Raw genomic sequence first — 13,286 nt, 5'->3', positions numbered from 1 at the left:
TTCCCCTACAAAATTCTCACTATTGAAAGCTACGGCCCAGATATTGTATTTTGCGTGGGCGCGTTGCACACGTACTGGCGAAGACCACCACGGTTACGCAACCTATCAAATTTCAGTTCTTTCCAATCGAGTGGCGCCATTTAATGGATCAATACTGTCACTGAGTACTCGCTCCCTTTTATCGGTAAGTGGCCGCTGGATAACATTTTACAAGGTATATTGAAGATACTTTTCGTTCCATCTGGTTAGATAAAGCTGAAACAGTCGGTCGATTAAAACACGCTGACATGCAGTGACGCCCGCAGGCTGGGCACATGAACGCTATTAATCGAACCCTGTGACTGTGGTTAATCGTTTACTGCCGCAGCAGCCTGGCAAATCGCTGAAGACCAAGCATGATCCTGCTATACAACGGAAGGATATCCCGGACCTATGAGCCATTACCGTGTCTAACGTGCGCTCATTCCATTTTTTCGTTTGCTGGATTGTGAACTGGTCCAACTCACCTTCAACCGCCGCTTCTCAGCTTCAGATCGAATAATGAGTGGCAGAGGCGTTTATGCGCTATGGAAGATCTTGCTTGTATAATAGTAGATTCTCCTTTAACCCATGCAACACGCGTGAGGCAAGGCATGTTGTACTAGGCGCATAAACGAAGGTTGATATGACTGCACAGAATTCTTTGACAAATGCTTTTGTATCAATCGGAATCCCGGGACTAGACAATGTTCTTGGCGGAGGGTTGACCAAAGAACGTTTATATTTGCTTGAAGGTGATCCAGGTTCAGGCAAGACCACGATAGCCCTTCAATTCCTAATCGAAGGGGTGAAGCGCGGTGAGACGGTTTTGTATGTTACTTTGGCAGAAAATGAGGTAGAACTGCGAGCAGTAGCAGATGCGCACGGTTTGTCAATGGAAGGTGTGCATGTCCATGAAGTCATTCCGGAAGAAAGCCTCCTTGATCCAAGTGAGCAATATACTGTTCTTCACCCGTCCGAAGTTGAGTTGGGAGAAACAAATCTCTTAATTCTTGAAATGGTCGAGAAGTTAAATCCCAGTCGTATCGTTCTGGATTCGCTATCAGAGTTGCAACTACTGTCGGGGAGCGCGTTGCGCTATCGTCGCCATGTTCTAGCGCTCAAGCAATATTTTGCTAAGCGCGCATGTACAGCCCTTCTCCTGGACGACAAGACAGCCGTACGGGGCGATCAACAAGTCCGCAGTATCGCTCATGGCGTGATTACTTTACAGCAGACAGACTCTGAGTATGGCGCAGAAAGACGTCTCGTTCGAGTCATCAAGTATCGTGGTGTCGCATTCAGGCGCGGGCCACACGACTATACGATTATCACTGGAGGGATCGTAGTTTATCCCCGAATCATCGCTGCTGAAAGTCGTGAACTTGCACGACGCGCCCAGTTTCCTAGTGGAATTTCTGAGTTCGACTCCTTGTTAGGAGGGGGTATCGAAGAAGGGTCGAGTACGTTAATCTCTGGCCCTCCTGGGACGGGAAAATCGACTTTAGCGATACAATTTGTAAAATCCGTTACTGATGCTGGACAGCGGGCCTCCATATTCTTATTCGAGGAATCGTTCAATACACTGCTAAACCGATGCGTCGGTATAGGTATGGATCTGCGTCCGTCATATGAAGCAGGGTTGTTGGAGGTTCATCAAATTGATCCCGCCGAAATGAGTCCTGGTGAATTCACGCACGCGGTGTGCAGTGCGGCCGATAACGGGGCGAAGATTATTGTTATTGACAGCCTTAATGGCTATCTGAATGCCATGCCTGAAGCAGGTTTTTTAACCACGCATTTGCACGAGGTACTCAGATATTTGGGACAACGTGGTGTAGCAACTTTTTTGATCGGGGTGCAACAAGGCATTGTCGGCGCGATGACAACCGGCATTGATGTTAGCTACATGGCAGACAATGTCTTAATTTTGCGATATTTCGAGGTGCGAGGAGCTATAGCTAAAGCCATCTCTGTGTTCAAAAAGCGAGGTAGCGCACATGAAACCACTTTACGTCGGTTTAACATTACGAAATCTGGTATCGAAGTAGGTCCGGTTCTTGACAGCTTCCAGGGAATACTTACTGGTGTACCTATTTTATTAAACAAAGAAGAAGCGTGATCTTCTGAGGCAGGCTGTCTTTGTATCAATTTTAATTTCGCAATGGAAAAAGCCACCGTGGAAAGCAGAATATTAATTTTTGCACCAATTGGAAAGGATGCACGCCTGGTAGACCAATTGATTCAGCGCATCAAGATGGACACCTTTATTTGCAGAAGCGATCTAGAAGTACTAACAGAGCTGCGCGTGGGTGCCGCAGCTTTGATCGTCGCAGACGAAGCGCTTAGTGCATATCTTCTCAAATTTTTAAATCAATTTTTGAGTAGCCAACCAGCGTGGTCAGATTTTCCGATCTTAATTTTAACTAAGAGGGAAGTAGAATCTCGACATGCATCTAATTTTTTTCAATTAGGTAATATCACTTTGTTAGAACGCCCACTTCAAGGGGTGACGCTGATCAGTGCTGCAATGTCGGCCTTTCGTGGGAGACAGCGCCAATATGCGATGCGTGAAGTGGATCGTCGCAAGGATGAATTTTTGGCGATGCTTGCGCATGAACTGCGCAATCCACTTGCCCCTATCAGTGCCGCCTCCGATTTATTGAATTTCCCGAATTTAGCGCCAGAAAGAATCAAGCGCACGAGCGACATCATTTCTCGCCAAGTGAAACACATGACCGGATTAATCGATGATCTTTTGGATGTGTCCAGAGTATCGCGTGGCCTGGTCACACTCAAGGAAGAGGTCCTTGATGCAAGGCATATCGCCACGAATGCGATAGAGCAAGTGCGACCATTGCTGGAAGCCCGTCATCACCACCTTACACTGCAAACAACTTCCGACCCTGTTTACATAAGAGGCGATCCTAAACGGCTAATTCAGATCTTGTCGAACGTGCTGAATAATGCGGCCAAATACACGCTGGAGGGCGGGGAGATTACGCTGAGTATGAACAGTGACGCCGATTCGATTGTCTTTATTATTCGCGATAACGGTATTGGGATTGAACCAAAGACTATAAATTGTATTTTTGATATGTTTGCGCAAGCAGAGCGATCTTCAGACCGGACGCAAGGCGGATTGGGAATAGGACTGGCATTAGTACAGAATTTAGTTCAACTTCACGGTGGTACCGTGACAGCCAATAGTGATGGCTTAGGCCTTGGCAGTAAGTTTACTATAACACTTCCTCGATTTTATCCGGTACCAACGATTGAGAACGAACCTGCCATAAAGCTGAAACCGGCCACGGGAAATATTAATGTGCTTGTCGTGGATGACAATGAAGACGCGGCATCCATGCTGGGCATGTATTTGGAACTTGCTGGGTGTAGCGTAAAAATAGTGCATAGTGGCAAAGCAGCCCTGGATGTAGCAAAAACAGCGTCTTTAGATGCCTGCCTGCTGGACATTGGTTTGCCCGATATGGATGGTACACAGTTAGCCAAGAATCTGCGTCGATTACCTACAATGGCAGACACGATGCTTGTGGCAATCACGGGATATGGCCAAGATATAGACCGGCAGCGGTCATCAGAAGCTGGCTTTGATCACCATATGGTAAAGCCTGTTGACATGGATGCGTTAATGCGCCTGTTAGCGCAACTGAGTTAATTGGAACCTAAGAACTCCCACTATACAGATAGTCGTGCAGCACTCAGTAAAAACATAGAAAGAGGTAGCTGCTTCTACTTTGCAAGCAGTGAGAGCTCTTCTTGTTTCACCGTGTTAGTCGCCTTGCAGATGCGCCGTGTGCCGCCTTCCCAATGTGATAATTTCCGCCTCGCTAGACATAGTGCTATGCTTGTACTGCAAGCAAGATGTAGACAGGGGCACGCAAAGAGCAATCACTTTTATATGCAATGTACAGTTCTTGAGCGCATATTGATGACTGAAAAACTTCCCATTGCTTGACCAATTGAACTGACGTGTTTATGGATAAAATATGCTGTGATCGCGCTACTGGCAGGTAGTGGTAGAATGCAAGGCTACGCCATAGCTGTTTACCTGATTTACATCAGATTCCCCAATTGGAGCGGCTCATAGCAACTGAATCTGCTTTAAAGTTTTGTTATTGAATCGGCTCTTTGTGGAGTAGGCATGAAATTGGCAACAGATCAAAGCTCGGCAGCGGGTGACCTTTCCTCGATTTCCTTGCAATTTATCTCCATTCGCGAAGCAGTGATGGCGCGTTGGGAACAGGAAATCAGAGCGCGGGTGCCAGGTGCCAGCAGCTTGCTTGGGCCAGTATTAATCAATACACTTCCGGCGTTCTACGACAATATTGCTGAAGCTTTAAGTCCAGACTACCCTCGCAAAGATGCGACCAGCAATAACAATGCTGCTTCCGTTCATGGTGGTGAACGAGCACGCATGACCTTGTATGGTCCCGATCAGGTAATTCACGAATACCAGATTTTCAGGGAGATAATTGCTATCGTTACGAAAGGACGCGTTGATCTCACTGAACACCACTGGACAATTATCGATCAGTCTATTAACACTGCCACACGCGAAGCGATTCGGGCTTTCACAGCCAGTCACGAGATATTGCGCGGTAAATTGGCAGCTGCTCTTTCGCACGATATGCGCACGCCCCTGGCAGTCATCGCCAATGGTGCTCAACTGATCAGTATGACTACTGACATGGAAGTAGCTAAGAAATTTTCCTCTAAAATCGCCTCTAACGCCAAGCGCTTAGGTGCCATGATGGGTGAATTGGTGGACGCGCTTACGCTACAAGGCAACACCAGTTTAACGCTTGATCTCTCACAATTCGACCTCAGTGAATTAGCTAGCGAAGTATGTGACCAATATTATCAAAATTTTGATTGTAATATTGGATGTGAAACGAATGAAGCAGTCATTGGATATTGGTGCAAGGACTCATTACGCAGAGCTTTGGAAAACCTGATTAACAATGCGATCAAATATGGTGACAATAAAACAGTCAGTACCAGAGTCCATCAGGCACACGGTAGATTAATGCTGAGCGTCCACAATATGGGCAACCCCATTCCAAAAGACATGCACAACAATATTTTTGATTATTTACGTCGTGAAGATAATGTTACTACCACACCCAGTTGGGGTATTGGACTGCATTTCGTAAAAACCGTCGCAGAAAGTCATGGCGGAAGTGTTCTGGTTGATAGCTCTGAAGAACTGGGGACAACTTTTCTTATAGATATTCCTGTGGACTGCCGTCCATTTGTTCCACAATCTTGAAGGTATGGATAGAGCACACGCGGCAGTCATCTTCGTGGGCCGCCACCGGTCCGGGCTGGTAGCCGGCCGTGCCGAAATTGAGGCAAACTAAGGATGCGCCATCGCCGTGCCAAAGGACGTGCAAAAAAAAGCCAGGCTCTAGTACGCACTTAAGACCGGTGCACTCAGGCTGAAAAAGAATCGTTGCCAAAAATAATGCGCAGCATTTCCATGAGCCTTTCTTAAAACTATTTTTTTACAATGACCCTTTTCATTGATGCCAACTTAGCGATCAATTTGTTCGCCGTATAAGATGGTATCTGACAGTTCTCCATGGCGATTTGTAGATCCTCGGTGACTGCATAGAAGTCAGAAGACCTAATTTTCAACCCTTCGTGTGCACTATCCATATCACGACCTTGATATACACATGGCCCACCGCTCAATTGACAAAATTGGTCTATCAGTAATGCAGAAAGACGCTCTGTATCAGTCGTTTTAAAGAAATTATCGATACGAGGATCTGCAACGATAATTGCTATAAATTCATTAACAATTCTGTTAACTCCTGACTTGCCACCCAGACTTTTGTAGAGAGTATCTTCCTCTGCCTGGGCAATTGCTGTTTGCAAGCCCGAAGCCAAGATAGTGGCAAGCACAATCGACTTGCATGTGTGGATCATGTTCATACCAGTTCCTTTTATCAAAACACCTCGATTCTTAATTTCAATTCAACAGCCGTTGTATTTCTCATACGAAGACCAATGCTGAAGGAATTGCGATTTCTCAAGAAGGTGTGCCGAAAGGTTCAAGTTAGCCGGGGAAAACATAAAAGACAGTTAATTGTTGTTAATTTAATATAAATTTAAATAAATAACAACTTTTTTTGCAAATCAAAATCATCATGCTGGGTACCAACATTCTCATGTTCACTACCACCTACTCTTATTAAAAATAACGGCCAATTCCGTAGTGCGCCGATATCCAAACTCAATGACCACAGCCACTTTACAACCACTGAAACTGGCAAGTGAAAAAGTTTTTGGTAAAAAAAACAATCAACTTAAAACACTACTTTTCGGCTGAAGGGGGTCTCAATAGGTTTTAAAAGGACAATAATTATTTTATCTATATCAGGAAAACCCTTAGTGATATAAGGCAAAACTCAGGCATACCCTGATACCGCAGAAAATTGGTTTGGCATAAAGTTCTATCAAAGCGCGGTCCTCCAGAAATATGAAAAACCGACCTGCAACAGAACCCGAATTCGATAATGTAGTCTGAGGAAAACATCATGCCCAACGTAAACCGTCATCGTCTGATCACAACATTATTCGCTGCTATCTGCCTGTGCGTTTCTGCCACCAGCTTTGCAGCGACCTCTACGGGCAGCCTGTCAGTGTCTGCCACCGTCCTGTCGGCTTGTTCTGTGACGGGTGCCTCCCTGGCTTTTGGCACTTATGCCAGCAGCCAGATCGACAATAGCGCTGCCGTCAGCGTGACTTGTACCAATGGCACATCTTATAACGTTGGGTTGGATGCCGGCGGCGGTTCGGGCGCAACGATGGCAGTCCGCAAAATGACCGGCTCTGTCAGCGGCACCCTGAATTATTCCCTTTATAAGGATTCTGGCCGCAGCACTGTTTGGGGCAACACTGTGGGTACCGATACCTCTATTGGTACAGGTACTGGCGCAGCCCAATCCATTTCTGTGTATGGCAGGGTGCCTGCCGGACAAAGTGTGACCGCTGGTGTGTATAGCGATACTGTGACCGTTACGTTGACTTATTGACCACTTTTTCATTGATGCAATGATTGAGTTTAGAAAAATCTGATTTAATGCTTATTTGAAAGGTTTTAAAGCGCATTCATTGCAAATGGCGGCGTATCTTTCAAGGCACGCACATTGTAAGGCTTAGCGCATTTACAAAATGATGTGCCTTAATCTGCGAGAAAATCTCAATCTGTACCTGTACGACAAATTGCCCGTCATAAAATTATTTGCAGCAACGCCTTCCGAAGATTCGACAACGTCGAAAGCTGCCCATGCGCAAACATGATGAAGAAGCCTGTCAGATACAACTTGAAGTCTGGATATCTCAGATTGCAGAAAACGATCAAGTCTCTTTTCGGCAATTACATGACGCTATCTATTTCAATATGCTTGCAATAGTGTTGAACATCATCCGCCGTCGTGAACTGGCGGAAGAAGTGGTACAAGAAGGTTTTATCGCCATTTGGGTGCATGCTAGTAGTTACCGCTGCAATATGTCCACACCCATGGCCTGGCTATCAACAATCATGCGTAACAAAGCCTACGACCTCTATCGCAAACAAACCAGGTCAATCCTCGAAATTAACTATGACATCAGCGACAATACATTTGCGCCAACTTATGCAGACAGCACATCGCTGGATAGTGGGCTTCAGGCCTTGAGCGACAGTCGTACCCTGGCGCAATGCCTAACTTTACTTGATAGTCTGCAACGTCAAACCATTTCTCTTAGTTATTTTGCTGACCTGACGCAATATGAAGTTGCTGCACGGCTCGACCGTCCTATCGGCACTGTAAAAACTGCAATCCGTAGAGGCCTTGCAAAAATGCGCGTGTTGGCAAATGGTAACGTGCTTGCCGAACTAAGCCCGCGTAAAGACGCATGTGAATTTGTAGGCGGCCTAAGACTTGTACGTCAGTCAGTAACAGCGAGTCAACGCACTGATGACTTCAAAGACTAGCAAGATTGCTAAATAGAGGAAGATATGAATCAAGATGTTTGGCAGATAATTCGCTGCCAGCAGCCCGTCAGTTAGAGACTGTGTCATTCAAATTTAATTTAGCAGCTCATGGGTAAGAATTGATGGCTGCTTGGAATTGAGACATATGAACATTCGAGAGTTTTGGAGTGGAGCCGACGGATATGGAGCTGCGTGATCACGATGCAGCTGACTACGATGCTGAGCAAAAATCATCAACGCAGGGGCACTGTAACAATATACAAGCAAGCATCACCTTCTGCTCCAACACTCTAGCTTCAAAGCTTTCGCAACAAAAACTTTGCTATCTCTTGAACATTAGTCAGGTGTCAGCACGACCTTGCGGCAATCCTGTTCTTTTTTATCGAAGATTTTGTAAGCTTCTGCTGCTTCGCTTAATTTCATTCTGTGCGTAATGATGGCGTCTGGCCGCAGTTTGCCTTCTTCAATCAATCCCAACAATTCTGGCATCAGTTTTTGTACATGGGTCTGGCCCATGCGTATTGTCAATCCCTTGTCAAAGGCATCGCCAAACAAGAAGCCATGGATAAAACCGCTATACACACCAGGGACACTGACGACACCACCCCGACGCACGGCAGCAATACACTGGCGCAAGGCACTGCCGCTGCTGGATTCAATCTTCAAACCCGTCAGTACGGTGTCGAGTGCGCTGCCTTTCGCTTCAAAACCGACAGCATCAATCACGGCATCGACACCACGACCCTGCGTATCACTGATAATAAATTCGGCAGCATCAGTATCATCAAAATTGATGGGCACAATGCCATAGGTTTCCCTGGCAAATTCCAAGCGGTATGCGTGGTGGTCTATCATGTATATTTTTGATGCGCCTTTCATTCGTGCGCAAGCTGCGGCCATCAGGCCGACTGGGCCTGCACCAAAAATGGCCAGCGTAGAACCTGGTTTTACTTCGGCATTCAATACTGCCTGGTAACCAGTCGGCAAAATATCGCTGAGGAACAAGACTTGTTCGTCAGCCAGCGATGACGGAACAACTAGCGGGCCAACATTGGCTTTAGGCACACGCACGAATTCTGCCTGTCCTCCAGGGATACCACCATACATATGGCTAAAACCAAACAGTGCCGCTGGTGGCTTGATGTGCTTGCTGTTCAAGAGTCCACCTTCACCTGTATTGGTCGTTTCGCACGCAGAAAATTGCTGTTGTGCGCAAAAGAAGCAACTGCCGCAAGCGATGACGAAAGGGATCACAACGCGGTCACCCTTTTTGATGTTTTGTACACCGGAGCCGGTTTCTTCAACAATGCCCATGAACTCATGGCCCAAAATATCGCCATGTTTCAACTGCGGTACTTTGCCGCGATACAGATGCAGGTCAGAACCGCAGATCGCAGTGGCAGTGACACGCAGAATAAGGTCATCGCTTTCTTGCAAGACTGGATCAGGAACCGTATCTACTTGAACGTGATGGCTGCCGTGGTAACTCAATGCTTTCATGGGTATCTCCGGTGGATATAACAAAAAGAAAGCTGCACGGTGATGCAGCTCTTCAAAATCAACTACAGTTCAACAAAACTCAAGCGCCTAGTTGTTCTTTCAGATCTTCTTTGGCCTGCGCCATTTCATCACCGAGGCTATCGAGATCAAGATCGGTTTTTTTGAGTTTAGGGAAAAGTTCGTTTTCTTCTTCATCCACATGGTGTTCAATCTGCTCGCTGAGCACTTTGACCTTGGCATCAAACATCGGGTCGTCAGGCTTTGTTTCACCCAATTGCTTGATGAGGTCTTTGGCACCGTTATGTTCGACTTCTGCTTCATTGAGCAGATCATCACCCTCTTCATCCAGGGCAGCGCGTGCGGCAGGATAAAAGATGGTTTCTTCAACCTGCATATGGATCAATAAGGCAGCGCAAACCTTGCGCGCGATCTCAAATTTTTCTTCTGTTTTTTCGGCGTCTTTTGCTTTTTCATACTGAGCGAATAAATCTTCAGCCTCACGATGATCTGCTTCCAATAAACTGATGGCGTCCTGGTGGGCGGGTGTTGACATGGCTTTCTCCTGTTGGGCGATGGCTGTATGGTTAAAATGGCCGTGTAATTTGATTGCGACCAGACAAGAGAATAGGCGGTGAACCTGTTTATGACAGTCAGTAAAGCTGATGAGTAAGCGTAGGTGGTGACGCTGCGTCATGTAGGAGGGATTTTCTATGCGCCCTGTTGATATTAACCATGCTTGATTGAACTACAAATCGACTATTCATAAAAAAAGGCACCATGTTCAGGTGCCCTTCGCTATCACTTTTTGTTACCAAAAATTCTGCGGCCAATTAACGGCTTTTAGAACTGTTGTCTGATTTCGAGCCAGAGTCTGCTGTTGAACCAGAACCCGGGTGAGACTTAGATGAAGAACCAGGTTTTGAATCACCATGATCAGAAGAGCGGGCAGACTTACTATCTGAGTTGCTGCCATCACCTTTATCATCATTCTTGTGACTTTGCTGGCCAGCTTTTACATGCTGCTCATGTGTACCGCCTTGCGTGCCCGTATGGGCACCGTTGGACGAGGTTGATTTTGAACCAGATGAAGAATCTGATTTACCGTCAGTCTTTGAATTAGACGAGGCATCTGATTTTGCGCCTGAGGATGAAGCGGATGTTGAATCGCTACCGGAAGAAGCACTGCCGGATTTGTTATCAGCCTTATTGGCAGATTTGCTGTCACCAGAATCTTTATCGTCATTTTTATGACTTTGCTGTCCCGCTTTCACATGCTGTTCATGCGTGCCGCCCTGAGTTCTTATTGAGTCAGACGATTTTGAAGAGCCAGAAGAGCCTTCATCTTTGCTTGTAGAATTTGTTGACATTGTATTTCTCCATGAATGACACGGCTTATGGGTAAAGCCTTCGCACATATTGCGCAGGTATTGATTGCTGGTTTGTTTAACCAGTGATGTCATCTTAGATGGCGTTACAAACGGGCACAGTCAGTAGATGCGCTTGCAGAGCGTAGGCGTACATGCCAAGAATGTAATTTTTAGTCATGAAGATATGCACTTGGTGACAGCCTCGATATCATTTAGGTGTGACAAGTTCAGGTGGGATGCGCTAACGAACACCGGACAATTAACAAGAGTGTTCATTTCAGTGACGGGGAGGAAAAAACATGCATGCTTGCAGAAATAGGGAACCGTGCAAACAGGAGAAAAAGATTTTCAGGAAGCTCTTGCAAAATAAACTAACGCTGTCATCGCCGCCTGCGATATCAACATACCGCAAACAGCGTTGAACCCAGACAGCTTATCTGCCCTTACACTAACTGAGAATACCTGTCAGTGTAAGCGTACTGCTTCATTCAGTGCGTCAAAATCCGCCGGCTTCACCAGGTGATAATCAAAGCCCGCCTGGCTTGTTTTGAGACGGTCTTGCGGTGAACCATAACCGGTATGGGCGACCAGGCGGGTAGTTGCAAATTCAGGTTTGGCTCTCAGGATGCGCGCCAGTTCATAGCCATCAGTGTCAGGAAGACCGATATCAAGAACGATCACTTCTGGCAAATGTTCAAGCGCCAGCTTGATCGCGGTCTGCGCATTGGTCGCTGTATAAACGGTATGTCCAAGAGCTTCCAGCAAGGCACCCATTATTTCGACAGAATCGATATTATCGTCCACCAGCAGTATGCGCGCATGTTCAGTTGAAGCACTCTCCAGTACCACCGCTTCACCCGCAAGACTTACCTGCTCACCGGCTTCACATATCTTCTCCAGCAAAGGCAAGTGTATGGTAAAGACTGAGCCCTGGTTGGTGCCCGCACTGTCAGCAGTCAGATTGCCACCATGCATCCAGATCAGATTGGATACCAGCGAAAGACCGATACCCAGCCCTTCATGCAAACTGTCCGGCGCATGTTCACCTTGTGCAAACATGGAAAAAATACGCGGCAAATTATAGGTGGTAATCCCTATGCCGTTATCGCGTACGCTGATACTGACCTGCTTGTCAGACAGCGTCACCGCCAGTTCTATTAACCCGCCGATATTGGTGAATTTGGCAGCGTTATGCAGCAGGTTGCCTACAGCCTGGGCCAACCTGGTCGGATCGCCACTTAACCAGATAGGCTGGGTGGGGGGATGGAATACAAAAGTATGCTGGCGCTTTGCCATTGCCGGGGTGATGGTTTCCACTGCGGCAGACAGCACGGCATTGAGCTCCACTTCCTGCATTCTCAGGGTTAACTTACCTTCAGAGATACGCGCAACGTCCAGCAAGTCATCGACCAGATGGGTCAAGTGATCGAGTTGACGCGAAATGATGTGACGGGCACTCTCCTGCTTTGCATGATCATCCGTTTGCGACATCAACAACACGGCATTGCGGATAGGGCTTAAGGGATTGCGAAGTTCATGCGCCAGCGTCGCCAGGAAGTTGTTTTTATTGGCATCGGCCTTGTGGAGCAAGCCTTCCATCTCCTTACGTACAGATATGTCGCTGGTGATACGGGCAATCCGATAAGGAACATCATCTGAGTCGGGTACCAGAAATGCGCGGTCACGTACCCAGCGTATACTTCCTTTTGGCTGGATCAGCCTGTACTCGTATTCATAGGCTTGCCCATGCCATAAGCCGTCCCACCTTGCCAAAGCCTCGACCCGGTCTTCTGGATGGATGCTGTTCATCCAGTCTTTGGAGTTTTCTTGCAAGTCGAAATTTGGCCTCCCCCAGAAAGATTCATAGCCCTGGCTCACATACAGCAATTCTGAATTGTCCAATGAAAACATCCAGAAAACATCATCGATATTGTCGGTAAGCTGGCGGAAGCGTTCATCGCTATTACGCAAATCTGCCTGAGTCTGCCTGAGACGCAGCAAGGCATTGACGTTGCAAATCAGTTCGTCAGCTTCAATAGGCGCTGCCAAATAATTGTCGGCACCACCATCAAGCCCGCGAATTTTATCGTCACGGCCAGTCAATGCGGCCGAAGTCTGCAACACCAGAATACTGGCGGTACGCAGTTCTTCCTTGATGCGCCTGCATACTTCGATGCCATTGATGTCGGGCAGTTTTACGTCGAGTAATACCAGGGCGGGCATTACCTTGCTGACCAGTGTCAGTGCATCAGTACCGTTGGCTGCCTCGACAACATCAAATCCGGCATTTTTTAAAATACGCGTCTTGAAATAACGTGCGCCATCGTTGTCGTCAACGTTCAAGATCGTGATGGTATTGTTTTTCATGGCAGTAAACTTTCTGCTATAGCCAAAAA

The 13,286-nt window shown here is 46.9% G+C and carries 10 protein-coding genes; 5 read left to right on the top strand and 5 right to left on the bottom strand.

Going from position 1 to position 13,286, the window contains the following annotated elements; translation table 11 throughout:
- The first annotated feature begins 664 nt into the window (after positions 1 to 664).
- From ACO0LG_RS16265 to ACO0LG_RS16255, 3 genes are all read left to right on the top strand, one after another.
- Positions 665 to 2,140: an ATPase domain-containing protein gene (locus tag ACO0LG_RS16265; protein ID WP_423028160.1), complete on the top strand. Its 1,476-nt coding sequence runs from the start codon at positions 665 to 667 to the stop codon at positions 2,138 to 2,140.
- A 42-nt stretch (positions 2,141 to 2,182) separates the two neighbouring features.
- Positions 2,183 to 3,694 (top strand): hybrid sensor histidine kinase/response regulator, encoded by a 1,512-nt coding sequence (locus ACO0LG_RS16260; protein ID WP_423028158.1) that lies wholly within the window; start codon positions 2,183 to 2,185, stop codon positions 3,692 to 3,694.
- Positions 3,695 to 4,180: 486 nt separating this feature from the next.
- Positions 4,181 to 5,308: a sensor histidine kinase gene (locus ACO0LG_RS16255; RefSeq protein ID WP_423028156.1), complete on the top strand. Its 1,128-nt coding sequence runs from the start codon at positions 4,181 to 4,183 to the stop codon at positions 5,306 to 5,308.
- Between the two features lie 227 nt (positions 5,309 to 5,535).
- On the opposite strand, the gene ACO0LG_RS16250 is transcribed toward ACO0LG_RS16255, so the two are convergent.
- Positions 5,536 to 5,976, bottom strand: a complete 441-nt coding sequence (locus ACO0LG_RS16250) for a group I truncated hemoglobin (RefSeq protein ID WP_423028154.1) — start codon at positions 5,974 to 5,976, stop codon at positions 5,536 to 5,538.
- A 605-nt stretch (positions 5,977 to 6,581) separates the two neighbouring features.
- On the opposite strand from ACO0LG_RS16250, the gene ACO0LG_RS16245 reads away from it, so the two are divergent.
- Both ACO0LG_RS16245 and ACO0LG_RS16240 read left to right on the top strand, forming a co-directional pair.
- Positions 6,582 to 7,079: a Csu type fimbrial protein gene (locus ACO0LG_RS16245; RefSeq protein WP_423028152.1), complete on the top strand. Its 498-nt coding sequence runs from the start codon at positions 6,582 to 6,584 to the stop codon at positions 7,077 to 7,079.
- Positions 7,080 to 7,333: 254 nt separating this feature from the next.
- Positions 7,334 to 8,023 carry an RNA polymerase sigma factor gene (locus ACO0LG_RS16240; RefSeq protein WP_423028150.1) on the top strand — a complete coding sequence of 230 codons (690 nt, stop codon included), beginning with the start codon at positions 7,334 to 7,336 and terminating at the stop codon, positions 8,021 to 8,023.
- Between the two features lie 336 nt (positions 8,024 to 8,359).
- Here the strand turns inward: ACO0LG_RS16240 and ACO0LG_RS16235 are convergent, their stop codons facing one another.
- The 4 genes from ACO0LG_RS16235 to ACO0LG_RS16220 form a co-directional block, all read right to left on the bottom strand.
- Positions 8,360 to 9,523 carry a zinc-dependent alcohol dehydrogenase gene (locus ACO0LG_RS16235; RefSeq protein WP_423028148.1) on the bottom strand — a complete coding sequence of 388 codons (1,164 nt, stop codon included), beginning with the start codon at positions 9,521 to 9,523 and terminating at the stop codon, positions 8,360 to 8,362.
- A gap of 79 nt (positions 9,524 to 9,602) precedes the next feature.
- Complete coding sequence (locus ACO0LG_RS16230; RefSeq protein ID WP_423028146.1) at positions 9,603 to 10,076, bottom strand: hemerythrin domain-containing protein; 474 nt, start codon at positions 10,074 to 10,076, stop codon at positions 9,603 to 9,605.
- 277 nt (positions 10,077 to 10,353) lie between these two features.
- A complete protein-coding gene (locus ACO0LG_RS16225; protein WP_423028144.1) occupies positions 10,354 to 10,890 on the bottom strand; it encodes a hypothetical protein in 537 nt (178 codons plus the stop codon).
- A 465-nt stretch (positions 10,891 to 11,355) separates the two neighbouring features.
- Positions 11,356 to 13,257, bottom strand: a complete 1,902-nt coding sequence (locus ACO0LG_RS16220) for a response regulator (RefSeq protein ID WP_423028142.1) — start codon at positions 13,255 to 13,257, stop codon at positions 11,356 to 11,358.
- Positions 13,258 to 13,286: the final 29 nt, after the last annotated feature.

Source organism: Undibacterium sp. Ji42W (assembly GCF_049340405.1).
Taxonomy (GTDB): Bacteria; Pseudomonadota; Gammaproteobacteria; order Burkholderiales; family Burkholderiaceae_D; genus Undibacterium.
The sequence above is the reverse complement of the archived record's forward strand: the minus strand, read 5'-3'. Positions and strand labels throughout refer to the sequence as shown.